The sequence below is a fragment of the Streptomyces sp. NPDC046465 genome, from assembly GCF_040646035.1.
Classification (GTDB): Bacteria; Actinomycetota; Actinomycetes; order Streptomycetales; family Streptomycetaceae; genus Streptomyces.
On sequence record NZ_JBEYZK010000026.1, the window covers coordinates 75,666 to 93,646 of the forward strand.

General features: G+C 71.4%; 14 protein-coding genes and 1 pseudogene. 3 read left to right on the forward strand and 12 right to left on the reverse strand.

Annotated elements, in window-relative coordinates; all coding sequences use genetic code 11:
* Position 1: 1 nt before the first annotated feature.
* From mmsA to ABZ953_RS32510, 5 genes and pseudogenes are all read right to left on the reverse strand, one after another.
* Positions 2-1,590: pseudogene (mmsA, locus tag ABZ953_RS32490) on the reverse strand (multiple monosaccharide ABC transporter ATP-binding protein).
* Positions 1,587-2,708 (reverse strand): multiple monosaccharide ABC transporter substrate-binding protein, encoded by a 1,122-nt coding sequence (gene chvE / locus ABZ953_RS32495; RefSeq protein WP_361731545.1) that lies wholly within the window; start codon positions 2,706-2,708, stop codon positions 1,587-1,589. The pseudogene mmsA and the gene chvE overlap by 4 nt, the downstream one beginning before the upstream one ends.
* A 2-nt stretch (positions 2,709-2,710) precedes the next feature.
* On the reverse strand, positions 2,711-3,685 hold the full coding sequence (locus tag ABZ953_RS32500) for a hypothetical protein (protein ID WP_361731547.1): 975 nt from the start codon (positions 3,683-3,685) through the stop codon (positions 2,711-2,713).
* Between the two features lie 196 nt (positions 3,686-3,881).
* On the reverse strand, positions 3,882-4,895 hold the full coding sequence (locus ABZ953_RS32505; protein ID WP_361731550.1) for an alcohol dehydrogenase catalytic domain-containing protein: 1,014 nt from the start codon (positions 4,893-4,895) through the stop codon (positions 3,882-3,884).
* Positions 4,892-6,058 (reverse strand): mandelate racemase/muconate lactonizing enzyme family protein, encoded by a 1,167-nt coding sequence (locus ABZ953_RS32510; protein WP_361731552.1) that lies wholly within the window; start codon positions 6,056-6,058, stop codon positions 4,892-4,894. The genes ABZ953_RS32505 and ABZ953_RS32510 overlap by 4 nt, the downstream gene beginning before the upstream one ends.
* 244 nt (positions 6,059-6,302) lie before the next feature.
* Between ABZ953_RS32510 and ABZ953_RS32515 the strand changes: the two genes are divergently transcribed.
* Positions 6,303-7,073, forward strand: a complete 771-nt coding sequence (locus ABZ953_RS32515; RefSeq protein WP_361731554.1) for an IclR family transcriptional regulator — start codon at positions 6,303-6,305, stop codon at positions 7,071-7,073.
* Between the two features lie 11 nt (positions 7,074-7,084).
* Positions 7,085-7,939, forward strand: a complete 855-nt coding sequence (locus ABZ953_RS32520; RefSeq protein ID WP_361731557.1) for an SMP-30/gluconolactonase/LRE family protein — start codon at positions 7,085-7,087, stop codon at positions 7,937-7,939.
* A 19-nt stretch (positions 7,940-7,958) separates the two neighbouring features.
* On the opposite strand, the gene ABZ953_RS32525 is transcribed toward ABZ953_RS32520, so the two are convergent.
* On the reverse strand, positions 7,959-10,049 hold the full coding sequence (locus ABZ953_RS32525; protein ID WP_361731560.1) for a M6 family metalloprotease domain-containing protein: 2,091 nt from the start codon (positions 10,047-10,049) through the stop codon (positions 7,959-7,961).
* A gap of 277 nt (positions 10,050-10,326) precedes the next feature.
* On the opposite strand from ABZ953_RS32525, the gene ABZ953_RS32530 reads away from it, so the two are divergent.
* Entirely contained in the window at positions 10,327-11,748 is a 1,422-nt protein-coding gene (locus ABZ953_RS32530; protein WP_361731563.1) for a tetratricopeptide repeat protein, read from the forward strand.
* On the opposite strand, the gene ABZ953_RS32535 is transcribed toward ABZ953_RS32530, so the two are convergent.
* The 6 genes from ABZ953_RS32535 to ABZ953_RS32560 form a co-directional block, all read right to left on the reverse strand.
* Positions 11,745-12,743, reverse strand: a complete 999-nt coding sequence (locus ABZ953_RS32535; RefSeq protein ID WP_361731566.1) for an ABC transporter substrate-binding protein — start codon at positions 12,741-12,743, stop codon at positions 11,745-11,747. The genes ABZ953_RS32530 and ABZ953_RS32535 overlap by 4 nt on opposite strands.
* Before the next feature lie 61 nt (positions 12,744-12,804).
* Positions 12,805-13,578 carry an ABC transporter ATP-binding protein gene (locus ABZ953_RS32540; RefSeq protein WP_361731569.1) on the reverse strand — a complete coding sequence of 258 codons (774 nt, stop codon included), beginning with the start codon at positions 13,576-13,578 and terminating at the stop codon, positions 12,805-12,807.
* Position 13,579: 1 nt separating this feature from the next.
* On the reverse strand, positions 13,580-14,680 hold the full coding sequence (locus ABZ953_RS32545; RefSeq protein WP_361731572.1) for an iron ABC transporter permease: 1,101 nt from the start codon (positions 14,678-14,680) through the stop codon (positions 13,580-13,582).
* The gene (locus ABZ953_RS32550; protein ID WP_361731575.1) at positions 14,677-15,963 is read right to left on the reverse strand and encodes an MFS transporter; all 1,287 of its coding nucleotides are present in this window, start codon (positions 15,961-15,963) and stop codon (positions 14,677-14,679) included. The genes ABZ953_RS32545 and ABZ953_RS32550 overlap by 4 nt, the downstream gene beginning before the upstream one ends.
* Positions 15,960-16,796 carry a DUF364 domain-containing protein gene (locus ABZ953_RS32555; protein ID WP_361731578.1) on the reverse strand — a complete coding sequence of 279 codons (837 nt, stop codon included), beginning with the start codon at positions 16,794-16,796 and terminating at the stop codon, positions 15,960-15,962. Before ABZ953_RS32555 ends, ABZ953_RS32550 begins: the two co-directional genes overlap by 4 nt.
* A 70-nt stretch (positions 16,797-16,866) precedes the next feature.
* Entirely contained in the window at positions 16,867-17,859 is a 993-nt protein-coding gene (locus ABZ953_RS32560; protein WP_361731581.1) for a pyridoxal-phosphate dependent enzyme, read from the reverse strand.
* Positions 17,860-17,981: the final 122 nt, after the last annotated feature.

The window sequence follows — 17,981 nt, forward strand, 5'->3', positions numbered from 1 at the left end:
CTCAGCTCCTGCTGCTTCTGGTCTGGGTCATGTGGCGCATCAGGACTTCCTGGCTGGCCTGCGCGCGCGTGACCTCACCGGTCAGGCGGCCCTCGGCCATCGTGTAGATCCGGTCGCACATCCCGAGCAGCTCCGGTAGCTCGGAGGAGATGAACAGGACCGCCTTGCCCTGTGCCGCGAGCTTGTCGATGACGGTGTAGATCTCGTACTTGGCGCCCACGTCGATGCCGCGCGTCGGCTCGTCGAGGATCAGGACCTCGGGGTCGGCGTGGATCCACTTGCTCAGGACGACCTTCTGCTGGTTGCCGCCGGAGAGGCGGCCCACCTGCTCGAAGACCGTGGGCGTCTTGATGTTCATCGACTTCCGGTAGCGCTCGGAGACCCGGCGCTCGTGGTGTTCGTCGACGACGCCGCGGCGCCGCATGCCGGGCAGCGAGGCCAGCGAGACGTTGCGGTTGATGTTGTCGATGAGGTTCAGTCCGTAGCGCTTGCGGTCCTCGGTGACGTACGCGATGCCCGCGTCGACCGCCGCCGGGACCGTCCTCGTCACCACGCTCCGGCCGTTCACCGACACGGTGCCGGCGACGTACTGCCCGTAGGACCGGCCGAAGACGGACATCGCGAGCTCGGTGCGGCCCGCGCCCATCAGGCCCGCGATGCCGACGATCTCGCCGCGCCGCACGGTGAGCGACACGTCGTCGACGACCGTGCGCTGGTGGTCGACCGGGTGCCGCACCGTCCAGCCCTCGACCGAGAGCGCGAGCTCGCCCGCGTCCGCGTCCGCGCCCTCGTACGGCGTGCGGTCGGGGAGCGGTGGTCGAGGTCGCGGCCGACCATGCCCCGGATGATGCGCTCCTCCGACAACTCGGGGACACCAGAACCCTCCTGGCGGACCGTCAGCGTCTCGATGGTCCGGCCGTCGCGCAGGATCGTCACCGTGTCGCTGATCTGCCGGATCTCGCCCAGCTTGTGGGAGATGACGATGCCGGCGATGCCCTGTCCGCGCAGCTCGACGATCAGATCGAGGAGCTTTCCGCTGTCCTCGTCGTTGAGCGCGGCCGTCGGCTCGTCGAGGATGAGCAGCTTCACCTCCTTCGACAGGGCCTTGGCGATCTCCACCAGCTGCTGCTTTCCCACGCCGATGTCGGAGACCAGCGTCTGCGGTTTCTCGTGCAGGCCCACCCGCTTCAGCAGCGCGCTCGCCCTGCGCAGGGTGCCGTTCCAGTCGATGAATCCGCGGCTGGCCTGTTCGTTGCCGAGGAAGATGTTCTCCGCGATCGACAAGTACGGTACGAGCGCCAGCTCCTGATGGATGATCACGATGCCGTGCCGCTCACCGGCGCGGATGTCCTTGAGGGCCACCCGCTCGCCCTCGAAGAGGATCTCGCCGTCGTAACTCCCGTGCTGATGCACCCCGCTGAGGACCTTCATCAGCGTCGACTTGCCCGCGCCGTTCTCCCCGCAGATCGCGTGGATCTCGCCCGGACGCACCGTCAGGTTCACGTCCGAGAGCGCCTTGACACCCGGGAACGTCTTCGTGATCCCGCGCATCTCCAGGAGCGGCCCGGCCTCTCCCGCGTGCCCGGTCATGTGAGCTGTCCCGCGGTGAAGTACCCCTCGTCCACGAGGAGCCGGGTGTTCTTCCTGTCGACGCTGACGGGCTTGAGGAGGTAGGACGGCACGGTCTTCTCGCCGTTGTCGTAGTCCTCGGTGTTGTTGACCCGCACCTTCTTGCCGGTCAGCACCGCGTCGCCCATCCGCACCGTCCGCGCGGCCAGCTTGCGGGTGTCCTTGAAGACGGTCTGCGTCTGTTCGCCGCGGATGATGGACTTCACCGACGCGAGCTCGGCGTCCTGCCCGGTGATGACGGGCAGCGGCTGGCTCTTGCTGCCGTAACCGGCGCTCTTGAGCGCGGAGATGACGCCGATCGATATCCCGTCGTACGGCGAGAGGACCGCGTCGACGCGCTGATCGCCGTAGCTCTTGCTGATCAGGTCGTCCATGCGCTTCTGCGCGGTGCCGCCGTCCCAGCGCAAGGTCGTGGCCTGGTTCATCCTCGTCTGCTTGCTGCGGACGACGAGCTGCCCGCTCTTCAGGTACGGCTGGAGCACCTTCATGGCGCCGCTCCAGAAGTACTTGGTGTTGTTGTCGTCGGGCGAGCCCGCGAACAGCTCGATGGTGTGCTTGTCGTCGGAGCCCGCGTCGGGCTCGCCGAGCTTCAGCTTGTCGACGATGTACCGGCCCTGCAGCTCGCCGACGCGTTCGTTGTCGAAGGACGCGTAGTAGTCGACGTTCTTCGTGGCGAGGATGAGGCGGTCGTACGAGATCACGGGGATCCCCGCGTCGTGCGCCTGGCGGAGCACGTCGGTGAGCGCCGAGCCGTCGATGGAGGCGACCACGAGCAGCCGGTGGCCCTTGGTGATCATGTTCTCCAACTGGGCGACCTGGTTCTCCACCTTGTCGTCGCCGTACTGGAGATCGGTCTTGTACCCGGCCTTCTGGAACTGCTCGGCCATGTTCCTGCCGTCGGCTATCCAGCGCTCGGAGGACTTGGTGGGCATGGCGAGGCCGATGGTGCCGCCCTTGCCGGTGTCCGGCTTGTAGCGGCTGCCGCCCTTGGCCTCCTGGCCGCAGGCGGCGAGCGAGACGGTGAGCAGCGCGGCCGTCAGGGCCACGCCGAGCGTGCGGGTGCGGGGTCGCGTGCGCATGGTCAGTCCCCTTCCGGGACGGGGAAGCGGCTCAGTTCGCCGGGGAGCCGTGAGCCGAGCGGCGACATCCCGCCGTCCGCGCCGTGCCGGGCGAGCAGGTCGAGGGCGAGCCGTCCGCGTCTGATTCGCTCGCGGGCCGTCGCCAGGGTGTGCTCGCGCAGCTGGGCGCCGTAGGGGTAGATGCCGGTGGCCCTGGCGAGGCCGAACTTCACGTACAGGGGGGCGCCGCGCCGGATCAGCTCGGCGACCTCGTACATCCGGATGTAGCCGCCGAGGTCGTCGGGCGCCTCGACGTACATGTCCATGGGGGCCCGGCTGATCCGGCGGATCTCGGTGAGATGGGCGGGGGTCAGGTCGGACGGCACGTTGAGGGAGTCGGCGCCGAGCCGCTCGTACACGGCGTACGAGGCGGGGTTGACCGGGCCGGTCAGCGCGGACAGCTTGAGGGTGGTGCCGGCGGGCAGGACCCCGGCGGCGCGCAGCCGGTGCAGTGTCCACAGGACGCCCTCGTCGGCCACGAGCAGGCAGCCGACGCCCAGTTCGGTGGCGCGTACGGCGTCCTCGACGCAGCCCGCGAGCGCGTCATGGCCTCGGGCGCGCAGCCCGGCGCCGCCGGAGTCGGTACGGGTGGAGGCACCGGTGTCCCAGGTGCCGCGCGGCCCGGTGAACAGGCACAGCTCGATGTCGCGCTCGGCGCACGCCTCGGCCATCTCGGTGATCTCGACGTCGGTGAGCATCCAGACACCGCTGCCCTGGCTGACGCGGTGGATCGGCACGTCGAGCCGCGCGGACTCCTTGAGCACGACGCCGAGCGCCTCGGGCCCCTCGACGGACGGGATCTCGACGCGCCAGGTGCCGCCGTCGGGGAAGGTGTGCGGGGATGCGTCGGCGGGGTCGGGTGAGGGGGCGGCGAGACCGAGGGCGGCGAGCGCGGGTTCGCCGGGCGGCCGGGGGAGGAGGGGGGAGGGGTCGGTCACGGGTGTCCTTTGGGTCAGGTGCATCGGATGTGTCGGGTGCATCGGATCGCATCGTCCGAAATCTCGAACGAAGTTCGGATCGTGAGGTGTACGTCGGTACGGCCGCGCATCACGTGGGGCGCAGCAGCGGGTGTCCCCCCCCCCGGGGGGCGCGGGGAACTGCGCGACCAGCCCCCACGGCCCGCAGCCAAAGAGCTCAGGGCAGCAACAAGACCTTCCCGGCCCCGGGATCCCCGCTCCCGACCAGCGCGACCGCGTCCCCGTACCGCTCCAGGGGGAACTCGTGCGTGATCAGGGGGGCAGGATCAAGCAGCCCGAGACCGAACGCCCGCACCGCGTCCGACCAGGCCGAGGACGGCGCCCCGAAGACGGACCGCACCTCCAGCTGGCTGAGGGACAGATGCACGGGGTCGATCCCCACCGCCCCCGCCGTGAACATCCCGGTGAGCACAACCCGCCCGCCCCTGCGCGCGAGCAGGCAGGACGAGGCAGCCGTGGTGGGCGCCCCCGCTGTCTCCATGACGAGGTCGAAGGTGCCGTACGTCGACTCCGCCTCGGCGGGGGACAGGGCGCGGGTCGCCCCGAACTCCCGCGCCTGCTCACCACGGGCCTCGCGGGGGTCGATGACGGCCAGCTCGGCGGGGCCGCACGCCGCGAGCCACTGCACGGCCAGCTGCCCGAGCGTCCCCGCGCCGACCACGGCGACGCGCTCACCGGGCCGGGGACGCGCCGCCCGTACGGCCGCCGCGATCACGGCGGCCGGTTCGAGCAGCGCGGCGGCGCGCAGGTCCGCGTCGTCGGCAAGGAGGTGCAACAGCCGTACGGGCACGGTGAGATGGTCGGCGAAGGCGCCGGGCTCGGTGAACCCGGTCTCGGCGTATCCGCCGGTGCACAGGCTCGTCTCGCCGCACCGGCACCGCTCGCACACGCCGCACGCCCTGAACCCCTCGGCGACGGTCCTGCGCCCGACGAGGGCGGGGTCGGCCCCGCTGCCGACGGCCACCACGGTGCCGGACCACTCGTGGCCCGGAGTCACCGGGTAGCGGACGAACGCGGCGTCGCGGTGTCCGTCGTACACCTCGCGGTCGCTCATGCAGATCCCGGCGGCGGCGACCTCGACGAGGACCTCGCCGGGGCGCGGTTCGGGACGCTCTCCGGTGACGAGGCGGTGGGTGCCCGGACGGTCGACGACGATCGCGCGTGACGTCATGCGCCGGTACCGCCGGGCGCCCGCTTCTCCCAGCCCTCGGCCCACAGGTCGAACCGGGCCTGCTGCTGGGGGAATTCGGCCGCCGCGTCGGTGTCGAGCTCGACGCCGAGGCCCGGCTCGTGCGACAGGTGGAAGCAGCCCGTCTCCGGGTCCACCCGCGGCGCGCCCTTCACCACCTTCTTGATGTCCGCGTCCGCGAAGTCGTTGAAGTGCTCCAGGATCTTGAAGTTCGGCGTGGCGAAGCCGACCTGCAGCGAGGCGGCGGTCAGCACGGGGCCGCCCACGTTGTGCGGGGCCACCAGCAGGTAGTGCGTCTCGGCGGTGGCCGCGAGCTTGCGGGTCTCCCAGATGCCGCCGATGTGGCCGACGTCGGGCTGGAGGATGTCGGCGGCCTGGCTCTCGAAGAGCTCGCGGAACTCGATGCGGTCGTGGATGCGTTCGCCGGTCGCCACCGGCATGTCCACCGTGGCCGCGACCTTCGCCAGGGCCTTCAGGTTCTCCGGCGGCACGGGCTCCTCGAGCCACGCGGGCCGGAACGGCGCGAGCTCGCGCGCGAGCCGGATCGCGGTGGCGGGCGAGAACCGGCCGTGCATCTCCAGCATCAGTTCGGCGTCGGGGCCGATCGCGTCGCGCACGGCCTCGATCAACGAGACCGCGTACAGGCTCTGTTCGTGGTCCAGCTCGTAGTGCCCCGTCCCGAACGGGTCGATCTTCAGGGCCCGGTAGCCGCGCTCCATGACCGCCTGCGCGGCCTTGTGGTACGCCTCCGGGGTGCGCTCGGTGGTGTACCAGCCGTTCGCGTACGCCTTGACCCGGTCGGTGACCTGGCCGCCCAGGAGCTGCCAGACGGGCATGCCGAGGGCCTTGCCCTTGATGTCCCAGCAGGCCGTCTCGATGACGGCGATGCCCGACATCACGATCTCGCCGGCCCGGCCGTAGTCGCCGTACTTCATCCGGCGCACGAGGTCCTCGATCGCGAACGGGTCGGACCCCTTGATGTGGTTGGCCTCGGCCTCGCGGAGGTAGCCGATGAGCGCGTCGGTGCGGCCGAGCATGCGGGTCTCGCCGACACCGGTCAGGCCCTCGTCGGTGTGGACCTGGACATAGGTGAGATTCCGCCAGGGCGTGCCGACCACATGCGTGCTGATTCCCGTAATGCGCAAGGTAGTTGCCCCTTGACTTGTTCGGTATTTCGTCACACGTTCGAAATGTTGGCGTGACGGTATTCACGGGGGCGGGAACGTGTCAATGGTTCGCGCGCCACCGGAGTTCGGCGTGCGTGTCCGGTGCGTATCCGGCATGCGCGTCCGGCGGCCATTGCGCCGTGAACTGCGCCGCGCCTACCCTGTGTTCGTCATATCGATCAGCGACCGAAGTTTCGGACGCGCAGGGTGGAGGGCCGAACTCATGGGACGACTGGTGCCCGCGGTGACCAGGTCGCTGGACATACTCGAACTGTTCCTGGACGGCGACGGGACGCTGTCCGCCCCCGAGGTCACCCGGCGACTCCAGCTGCCGCGCACCACCGTGCACGAGCTGCTCACCACCCTGGCCGCCCGCTCATACCTCGTCCAGCTCCCCGACCAGCCCGGCCGCTACCGCCTAGGCGTCCGCACCTACCAGCTCGGCAGCCGGTACGCCGAGCAGCTCGACCTCGCCGCGGAGGGCCGCCAGGTGGCCCGCGAGGTCGCCGAGACCTGCGACGAGACCGTGCACGTCGCGATCCTGGAGGACGCCGACGTCATCTACATCGCCAAGGTGGACTCCACGCACGCCGTGCGCATGGTCTCCGCGGCGGGCCGCCGCCTCCCCGCGCACTGCACCTCGGTCGGCAAGATGCTGCTCGCCTCGCTGCCCCCCGCCGAGCTCGAAGCCCGGCTCCAGGGGCGGGAGTTCACCGCCATGACACCCGACAGCATCACCGATCCCGCCGAGCTCCTGACCGTGCTCGCCGGGATCCGCGAGCGGGGTGTCGCCGTCGAGCACCGGGAGTCCAACCCCGACGTCAGCTGCGTGGCGGCGCCGGTGCGCGACAGTGCGGGGCAGGTCGTCGCGGCGCTCTCCATCTCCGTGCCGATGATCCGCTGGAGCGAGCAGCGCGAGAGCGAACTGGCCGAGCTCGCCGCCAAGGGCGCGGATGATCTGTCGCTCCGCCTGGGCCACCGGGGCACGCGGTGAGCAGCCGTGCGGTGAGCAGGCGCGAGTACGACGTGGCGGTGCGTGCCGAGGCGTCGCTCGGTGAGGGCCCCACCTGGGACGCCGCGACCGGCCGCCTGATCTGGGTCGACATCCTCGCCTCCCGCGTCCATACGTACGCGCCGGGGGACGGCCGCCGCACGGTCATGACGACCGGACAGCACGTCGGCGCCGCCAAGCCCCGCGCGGGCGGCGGCCTGGTCGTCAACCTCCGCGACGGCATCGGCCTGTACGGGCCCGGCGGCGCGCCCTTCAGCTGGCTGGTCCGCGACCCGGTGCCGGGCCGCCGCGGCAACGACGCGGCCGTGGCGCCCGACGGTGCGCTCTGGGCGGGCACCATGCGCTACGACGAGACGCCCGGCGGCGGCAGCCTCACCCGCGTCGCCCCCGACGGCACCGTCCGCGAACTGCTCGCCCCCGTGGCCGTCAGCAACGGCACCGGCTGGAGCCCCGACGGACGGCTCGTCTACTACACCGACAGCCCCACGCGCCGCGTCGACGTACTCGACCAGGACGGTCAACACGTCCTGAACAGGCGCCCGTTCGCCCGCATCGAGGAGGGGGCGGGCTTTCCCGACGGGCTCACCGTCGACGCCGAGGGCTGCGTGTGGGTCGCGCTCTGGGACGGCGCGGCGGTCCGCCGCTACACCCCCGACGGGCGGCTCGACAGGACGGTGGAGCTGCCGGTGCGCCGACCCACGGCCTGCGCCTTCGGCGGCCCCGGCCTGCGCGACCTGTACATCACCACGGCCCGCACCGGCCTCGACCGACCGCACCCCCTCTCGGGTTCGGTCCTGGTCGTGCCGGACGCGGGCCGCGGCCTGCCGGGCGTCGCCTTCGCGGGCTGAGCTCAGCGTTTCGTGAGAGTCAGCCCTTCTTGGCGAGGGTGCAGGTGGCCCTCGCGGTCTTGTGCGGGTCGCTCACCGAGCGGGCGGTCAGGGTGAGCTTGCCGCGCGGGCGGGCGTCCGGCCTCGCGGTGACGTCGACGTCCACGTCGACGGTGGAGCCCGCCTTCGCGGTGGCCAGCCTGTTGGGCAGCCAGGCGGACCAGCCGCGGTCCGACGCCTCGGCGGAGAGCCGGTAGACGTCGGAACCGAGGTAGCGGGTGGCGTCCTCGGGGTGGCCGCTCGGCGGTTCGGCCATCGCGCGGCCGGTGTTGGTCAGCGGGAAGGTGCAGGTGGCCCGGCCCTTGCCGGGGCTGCCCTGCGCGTCGCCGCGGCCGAGCGCGGTGCCGCGGCGCTGCGGACCCGCGCCGTCCAGGGACTTGACGGCGATGGTGTACGACAGCACGCCCGAGCGGCTGCGCCGGATGTCGGTGACGTAGAAGTGCAGGCGGTTGGCGCGGTCGACGTACTCGTAGGAGCTGCCCGAGTCCGCTCCCGCGTGGAAGAGCGCGTCGCTGAGCTGCCGGTAGTCGCCCATGGTGATCTTCTGCGGGGTGCCGTCGGGGCGCGTGAAGTCCACCATGTCGATGTCCTCGGGGTGCGCGTCGATCACCCAGGCGAACGGGGCGCGGTCCTCGTTCTTGGTCTTGGTGATCAGTACGCCGTTGTCCGGGGTGAAGGAGTCCATGCCCATGCGGTCCACCACTTCGGCGGTGTAGTTCTGGTAGCCGCCGCCGTCGCACATGGGGTCGGTGTCGCGGTCGCAGGCGGGGGACAGGTCGCGGGACATGGCGATGTTGACGCCGGACAGGCCGTTGGTGCCGGGCGGCGCGGAACGGGCGGTGACCCGGGCGACGACGACACCGGAGTCCTTGAGCGCGTCGCGGTCCAGGCGCAGCACGTTCTTCTCGTCGACGGTGCCGAGCTTGAGCTTGTCGCGCAGAATGTGGTGGGAGCCCATCGAGCCGCCGTCGGTGGCCGGTATCTTCCAGCGGGTGTGCGGCCCGCCGGGCCCGTTGAACGAGCCGCGCGAGAGCATGCTCCAGATGCCGGTGTACGTGCGGCTCAGGGGCGTGCCGTAGGGGTTGTTGTAGTTGTCGCCGATGCCCAGGATGTGGCTGAGCTCATGGGCGTACACCCCCATGCCCGAGCTCTCGGCCTGGGTGGAGGAGCCGGTGACGGCGTTGGGCCAGATGCGGGCCGCGGCCTGCCAGGAGGTCCACGGCACATAGCGGGTGGCGGCGGCGTTGCTGCCGGAGGCGATGGGGGACGGCGGGCCCCACGTGCCGGGCACCTGGCCCGCGGAGCCGAACTTCATCTGGCCGAACTCCTGCCAGGTGGAGGACTCGTCCTGCCCGGCGGTGAGGAAGAAGACGAAGTCGTACTTGGCCGCCTCGGCCTCGCCGACCTGGGCGATCCAGGCGGCCCTGCCGTCGGTGCGGATGTTCTTGCCGCAGGTGGTGCCGGTCGGGCAGGCGCCGGGGTTCATGCCGGGCTCGATGCCGTACTGGAACGACCTGAACGGCATGCGGTACACGCCGAAGGCCTTGAGGTCGACGCCGACGCGTCCGCCGGAGTCCTCCATCCAGTACTCGTTGATGGTGTGCCCGTGGTTGAGGGGCCCGGGCTTGTTGAGGAAGTCCTGGTAGAACCGGGGCAGTTGGGCGCGCGGTATGTCGGAGGCCGTGGGCTGCGGGTTGCCGAAGACGCTCGACCCGGGCGGCTCGCCGACCGTGAACCCCTCGTCGGGGTAGTCCAGGAGCACCAGCGCGCCCTTGAACGTCCGGTCGGTGGGGTGGACGTCGGGGTTCGCCCAGTCGGTGCCGGGCACGGAGCGGTAGTCGCTCCAGGTCATGTCGTCGGGGTTGCGCCAGTTCTGCGGGTCGACGGGACGGGCCAGGGATGGCCGGGTCCGGTCGGTGTCGGCGGCGCTTTCGGGGGTCGCCCGGGCGGTGCCGACGGCGGCCGCCGCCAGGGTGGCGAGGACGGCGGCGACGACGGTGGTGCGTCGGGCCTGGCCGCGCCGTGGACGGGGGGTATGTCCGTGCGTGGGGCGTCTGTGCCTGAGGAACATGGCTCACCTCGTGCCTCTTGCCGGGATAAAATGGACAAGTGCATGACAAGCCGTGCGAGTGGTACGTCAACGCTGCCAAGGTAAGCCGCCCGAAGCGGTGATGCCAGAGTGCCGTCAGGGCGTTCCCGGGACCGCCCGGGGCGTCAGGGCCTGTTTCATATCCCGCAAACCGGTCACAGCGCGTCAAGTGGCACGCGGCTGGGCAGAATCGGCTTCCCGCCGCCGAGCGACCGGCTCGGCGGGCCACCCCGCGCTCTCCCCGCGGAAGGAGCCGATCATGGCAGCCGACCGGCACGGCCACCCGATGTCGCGCACCGGCCCCGACGCCGTGGACCACTACGAACAGGCCCTGGAACACCTGCTGTTCTTCCGCGCCGAAGTGGCCGACGCGTCCCGGCAGGTGCTCGCCGCCGCACCCCGCTCCGTCATGGGCAACGTCCTGGCCGCCCACCTCGGCCTGCTCGGCACGGAGGAGAAGGACGCCGCCGACGCCCGCGGCGCCTTCGAGCGCTTCAACGAACACGTGCACCGCGGGGAGATGACACCGCGCGAGCGGATGCACGTCGCCGCCGCCACCTCCTGGCTGCGCGGCGACATCCACCGGGCGGGCCGGGTACTGGGGGAGATCTCCGTCGCGTACCCGCACGACGTCCTCGCGCTGGCCGTCGGCCACCAGATCGACTTCTTCACCGGCGACGCGCCCCGGCTGCGCGACCGCGTCGGCGGCGCACTGTCCGCCTGGGACGAGTCGGACCCGTACTACGGCCCCGTCCTCGGCATGTACGCCTTCGGCCTTCAGGAGTCCGGCCACTACGAAAAGGCCCGGGACACCGGCATCGAGGCCGTCGAACGCCGCCCGCGCGACGTGTGGGCCATCCACGCCGTGGTGCACACCTACGAGATGCAGGGCCGGTTCGCCGACGGCATCCGCTACCTCGACGCCCGCGCCGACGACTGGGCGGCGGGCAACTACCTGAACGTGCACAACTGGTGGCACTACTGCCTCTACGCCCTGGAGGCCGGTGACCTCCCCCGCGTACTGAAGATCTACGACGCGGCCCTGCACCACGCGGGATCGACGGATACGGCGATGGAACTCCTCGACGCCGCCGCCCTGTTGTGGCGCCTGCACCTGGCCGGGCAGGACGCCGGGGCCCGGTGGCAGCGGCTCGCCGACGCCTGGGCCGCCCGCCACGACGGCGCGTACTACGCTTTCAACGACGTACACGCGGTGATGGCGTACGTCGGCGCGGACCGCACGGCCGAAGCCGAGCGCCTGGTGCGCGACCGCGAGGCGTACGTCGCACGCAGCGGCGCGGGCCTCTCCAACCACGCCATGACCGCGGACGTCGGACTGCCCGTGTGCCGCGCGCTGATCGCCTACGGACAGCACGGCTACGACCGGGCCGTCGACCTCCTGCTCCCCGTCCGCCACCGGCTCGGCGAGTACGGCGGAAGCCACGCCCAGCGCGACGCCGTGCACAAGACCCTCCTGGAGTCCGCGCTGCGCGCAGGCCGCCACGACCTGGCCCGCACCCTGCTGAGCGAACGCATCCAGCTGCGCCCGGTCTGCCCGTACAACTGGCTGGCCCAGGCGCGCCTGGCGGAGGAGACGGGGCAGCACGCGCAGGCGGCCGTCGCCCGCGCCAAAGCGGCCGGTCAGGCGGCCGAAGGGGCGGTGGCCCTTGCGAGCCCCTAACGCTTCAGCTCCCGCAGGTACTTCCCGAACTTCTCCAGGCCGTCCACGTTGCGCGGCCCGCTGATGCCCTCGTTGTAGTCGAGGACGAAGAAGTTGTTCTTCCTGACGGCGGGTAGATCCTTCGTGTGCGGGGACTTCTTCAGGAACTCGATCTTCTTCTCGGCGGGCCGGTCGCCGTAGTCGAAGACGATGACGACCTCGGGCTCGGCCTTGGCCACCGCCTCCCAGTTCACCTGCGTCCAGCGCTCGTCGAGCCCCTCGAAGATGTTCCGGCCGCCGGCGCTCTTGATGATGTCGTTGGGCGGGACCTGACTGCCTGCCGTGGAGGGCTGGTCGGTGCCGGAGTCGTAGAGGAAGACCGGCACCCGCTCACCGCTCCGGGGCGCCTTCTTCTCGACGGCCGCCACCCGCTTCTTCAGTCCGGCGACGACCCGGTCCGCCCGCTCCTCGACCCGGAAGATCCTGCCGAGCCGCTCCAGGTCGCTGTACAGCGCCTTGAACGGGGTGACCTTCTGCGGAAACCCGGGGTAGTTGTAGCAGCTCTCCGTGTGCAGGAAGCTCTGGACGCCGAGCTTGTCCAGGATCTTCGGGGTGATGCCGCGCTGATCGCTGAAGCCGGAGTTCCAGCCCGCGACGACGAAGTCGGACTTGGCCTCGACGACGAGCTCCTTGTTGAGCAGGTCGTCGCTGAGCATCTTCACCTTGGCGTACTCCGACGCCCAGGGGGACTCGCTCACCGGCGGGTTGGCGGGCGGCATCACATAGCCGTGGACGTGTTCGGTCAGGCCGAGGCTGAACAGCTTGTCGGCGCTGCCGCCCTCGTACGCGACCGCGCGCTGGGGAACCCGGTACGGGACGGGCTCGCCGCAGCGGTCGACGGTGACCTTGTCCGAGGCCGAAGCCGCGTCGTCCTGGCCGACCTCGGCGCCGCAGCCGCTGACGAGCAGCGTCAGGGCGAGCGCGGATCCGGCCGCGACGAATCTGATGTGGGACATGGGGGAGTTGGACCTTTCAGAGAGGTCAAGCGGGTCAGAGAGGTCAAGAGGGTCAGAGAGGTCAGAGAGAAGGGCCGAGCGAATACAGCAGCTGCGGACCACCCGTCAGGGGGTGCGGCACGACGCTGGCCCGCACGCCGAACACATCGGCGACCAGCCCCTCGGTGAGGACGTCCTCGGGAGTCCCGGCCGCGACCAGCCGCCCCTGGGACAGCACTCCGATCCGGTCGCACGCCGCCGCCGCGAGGTTGAGGTCGTGCAGGACGACGAGGACGGTGAGCCCCGCGCCGCGCAGGTACGAGAGGACCTCGACCTGGTGGCGTACGTCGAGGTGGTTGGTCGGCTCGTCGAGGACCAGGACCTCCGGCTCCTGGACGAGCGCGCGGGCGAGCAGCACGCGCTGGCGCTCGCCGCCGGACAGGGTGAGGACGCTGCGCCGGGCCAGGTGGCGGATGTCGAGCCGCTCCATCGCCCGTGCGCACAGCTCCCGTTCGCGCCCGGTGAGGGCCTGGTTGCCGCGCTGGTGCGGGGCCCGGCCGAGCGCGACGACCTCCTCGACCGTGAAGTCCAGGTCGACGGCGCCGTCCTGCGTCATCGCGGCGACGAGCTGCGCGCCGCGGCGCATCGTGAGCAGTGAGACGTCGTCCCCGCCGACCCGCACGGTGCCGGTCGTCGGGCGCAGCGCGCGGTACACGCAGCGCAGCGCCGTCGACTTGCCGCTGCCGTTCGGGCCGACCAGGCCGACGATCCGGCCGCTGTCCACGGCGAGCGACAGATCGCGCACCAGATTCCTGCCGTCGGTGACGACGCTGAGTCCGTCGATTCGCAGTTCCATCTCAACGGCCCCCGAACACATAGCCCTTGCGCCGCATCAGCGCGATGAACACCGGTACGCCGACGAGCGCGGTGATGACGCCGAGCGGCAGTTCGCGGGGTGCGACCACTGTCCGGGACAGCAGGTCGACCCAGACCATGAACACCGCGCCGACCAGCGGGGCCACGGCGAGGACCCGGGCGTGTGTGGCGCCGACGACCATCCGTACCAGGTGGGGCATGACGAGCCCGACGAAGCTGATGGCGCCGCTGACGGCGACCATCACGCCGGTGATCAGCGAGACGAGCACGAGCAGGGACCTGCGGTGCCGGTCGGCGCCGACGCCCAGGCTCGCGGCGGTCTCGTCGCCGAGCGCGAGCACGTCGAGGGCCCTGGCGTGCCGGTACAGGACGGCGAGGCCGAGCAGTATAACCGCGGAGACGACGGGCAGCGCGCCCCAGGAGGCCGCGCCGAAGCTGCCCATCGTCCAGTACAGGATCATGCCGGTCGCCTCGCTGTCCGGCGCGAAGTAGATGATCACGCTCATCAGGGCCTGGAAACCGAGCGACATCGCGACGCCGGTCAGGACCAGGCGCAGTGGCGAGAGCGAGCCCCGGTCGCTCGACGCGACGTACACGAGGAAGGACGCGACGAGCGCCCCGATGAACGCGCCTGCCGACACCGCGTACACCCCGAGCGCGGCCAGGCCCCCGGTCACCGTCACGCCGACGGCGCCCACCGACGCCCCCGAGGAGACGCCGAGCACGAACGGGTCGGCGAGCGCGTTGCGCACCATGGCCTGGATGGCCGTGCCGACCGCGCTCAGACCGGCCCCCACCAGCGCGGCGAGCAGGACGCGCGGCGTCCGGATCTGCCAGACGATCTGGTACGTCGTCCGCTCGTCGGCGTCGATGCGGCCGCCGCTGAGCGCCGCCCACAGATAGCGGGCGGTGTCTCCGGGTGTGATCACGGCCGCGCCGAGCCCGATCGCCACCACGACGGAGGCGAGCAGGACGAGGAAGAGGGCGAGGCAGGTCAGGAGGAGGGCCACGGGGGACGCGAGGCGTTCGCGCACGCCGACGGGCCCGGCGGGCGCCGTGGTCGCCTCGGCGGTCACGGTCATGAGGACTCCCCGTCCCGGACCGCCCCGTCCCGGACCGCCCCGTCCCGGACCGCCCCGGCCCGCAGCACCAGCGCCGCTGCCCCGACCGCGACGACGACGAGCACGCCGAACACGACGGCCACGCCCGGGTACCCGGCGAGCCCGAGCCCCGCCCCGCCGAGCGCCGCGCCGACGAACACGCCGAGGCTCATCCCCGCCGCGTTGACGCTCAGCGCCGAGCCGCGCAGCCCGGGACCGCACCGCCGCACGATGAGGCTGACCACGCACGCCGCGACGACGGCGTGGCTCGCCGCGTGCAGCGCGGTGAGGGCGAGCGCGAGCGGCAGCCAGTGCGCGAAGTAGAAGCCCACGACCGACACGAGTGCGCCCAACAGGCCGACAGCAAGCAGCCGTTCGGTGCCGATGCGCGGTCGCTCCGCGTTGGTGAGCCGTCCCGTGAGGAGGTTGCTGACGAAGAACGACGCACCGCTCAGCGTCCATACGAGGGTGAAGAGCCCGGCGCTCAGGCCGAACCGCTCCTCGTAGAACGCGGCCAGGTACGAGAGGTACCCCATGAAGACGGCGGTGCGCAGAAACGCGATGAGGAGGAGCGGCACCACCCCGCGCACGGCGCCCAGGGCCTTGAACGAGGCGACGTAGCCCAGGCGTTGCCCGGGGGCCGTGCCCCGGGCGGCGCCCGCGTCCTTGCGGCGCGCGACGAACACCACCGCGAGCAGCAGCGAAAGGACGGTCACCCCGAACAGGTCGCCCTGCCACCCCCAGAACAGTGCGGGCAGCGCGATGACCGGCGCGGCGAGCATGGCGGTCATGGACTGGACGGCGGTGACCAGGGTCGCCGCGCGCCCGGCGGCCCGGCCCGTGCCGAAGCGGTCGGCGGCCGCGGCGGTCAGCGCCGGGTTCAGCACCGACGTACTGGCGCCGATCAGCAGGCAGAAGACGGCGAGCAGGACGAAGTTCCCGCCGGCGCCGAGCGCGGCCGAGACGCCGAGCACGGCGAGCGCGCCCGCCGCCGCCCACTCCCGGGGGACCCGGTCGATGAGCGGGGCGAGGGCCGTCCCCACCAACAGGGCGGCGAGACCGCCGAGTCCGCGCAGGCCGCCCATCGCGGCGACGCTGCTGCCCGCCTCGTCGGCGATGGGCACGAGGTACGTGCTGAAGACGGTGAACGGCAGCAGACCCACGGCCGAGGCGAGCAGCACGGGCCACAGCGTGCGGGCCATGCGCAGGTCGCCGGTGGTGGTGCCGGTGTCGTTGTCGGTGTCCTTGGTGGTGTCGGCGCTCACGCTGCGACTCCGTGCGCGCGGGCGGCCCGGTAGCGGTACATCGGGGTGGGGTCGGCGCTGAACTGGGAGAACGTGAACGGCTCCGCGTTCAGGGCGGTGACGCCCGCGCCGAGGAAGGCGCGGGCGACGGCGCTGCCGCTCTGGGCGTAGACGATCAGCGGTACGGCGTGCTCGACGCAGTGCCGCAGGATCAGGTCGAAGGTGCCGTTGCTGAGGGTCATGCCGGTGGCGACGACCGCGTCGGCCGAGGAGAGGACCTCGGTCATGTCGTCGCTGACGGGCTCGCCCCACGCGGTCGTGCGCAGGTTCAGGTCGCAGGGCAGGCAGACGCCGCCCCGCTCGCGTATCGCCGCGACGAGGGGGTTGACCACGCCGATCAGGGCGACCCGGGCGCCGGGCTCGATGTCGAGCAGCCCGGCGACGGCGGCGTCCCGGGCCTCGGCGCGGATTTCGGGCGTACCGGCCGGTAGCGTGACGCGCTCGGCGTCGTCGGCGTCGCGGTGCGGGCGCACCCGCGCGAGGTAGGCGTCGAGCGCCGCGGTGCGCACGGGGGCGGACTCGTCGCGCAGGAGCTTGTCCAGGGAGTGCCCCGAGGAGTTCTCGCAGAAGCCCGGGGCGAGTTCACCCGCCTCGAAGGAGCAGGCGCCGAAGGAGTCGCCGACGCGGAGAAGGAGATAGTGGTTGTGGTAGGTGACCTCGCCGCCGGCCAGGCGAGTGGTGTTGTAGAGCCAGAACGCGCTGGTGACGGTGAGGTCGGCCGGGTCCGGGCCGTGCGCGCCGGACAGGACGGCGTCGGTGAGCTCCGCGACGGTGTGGGGCGTGGGGTGCGGCATGTGTGTTCTTTCTCGGTGCTCGGGCGTGGTGGGAATGCGCTGTGGGATGCGTTGTGGGAGCAGGGGGTGTTCAGGGGGCGGCGGGCGGCCAGGACGTCGTGGACCAGGGGAGGTGCAGCTCGTCGAGCGAGGTGATCTCGTACGGCTTCAACGTCTCGATGTCCGGGGCCTGTTCGTGGTGCGCGTAGGCGCCGTCCACGTACCGGTGTCCGGTGTCGGCGGCGATGAAGACGTATGTACGCGAGTCGTCCCGTCGCTGCTCCCAGCGCGCGGCCAGATGAGCGGCACCGGCCGAGAGCCCGGCGAAGATGCCGCTGGTGCGCAGCAGGGCGACCGCTCCGGAGAGGGCGCTGTCGAAGTTCACCCAGTGCACGCGGTCGTACAGCTCGTGCCGGACGTTGCGGAACTCGATGGCACTGCCGATCCCAGCGATGATCATGTCCGGGTCCGCGACGTGCTCGGCGCCGAAGGTCACGCTGCCGAAGGGCTGCACACCGATGAGTGACACGTCCCGGCCCGCCTCGCGCAGATAGCAGGCGAGCGCTCCGGTCGACGCGCCCGAGCCGACGCCGCCGACCAGCGCGAGGGGCCCGGCGGGCAGCTCCTCGTCGATCTCGTCGGCGACCTCGCGGTAGCCGTAGTAGTGGATGGAGTCGTGGTACTGCCGCATCCAGTGGTACGAGGGGTTGGCCGCGAGGGTCTCGGCGATGCGCCGCACCCTCGACTCCTGGTCGAGGCGCAGGTCCTGGGAGGGCGCGACCTGTTCCAGGGTCGCGCCGAGTATCTCCAGCTGGACCCGGGTGGCGCGGTCCACGGTGGTGGAGCCGACGATGTGGCACTTCATGCCGTAGCGGTGGCAGGCGAGCGCGAGGGCCTGGGCGTAGATGCCGCTGGAGCTGTCCATGAGCGTGTCGCCCGGCTTGACGGCGCCGGTCGTGAGCAGGTGCCGGACGGCGCCGAGGGCGGAGTGGACCTTCATGGTCTCGAACCTGAGGCAGGCGAGATCTGGCGCGAGGGATATGAGGTCGGGTCTTTTCACCGCTTCGGCGATGTGTGCGTGCATGACTGAGATCCCCCGTAGGGACGTATGGGCAGGGAGGGGCCCGGGGGAGAGCGGGCGGCCCCCGGGAACGCCGAGAGCATCACATTAGATGAAAATGATTGTCAAGAGCAGGTAGGCTCGGC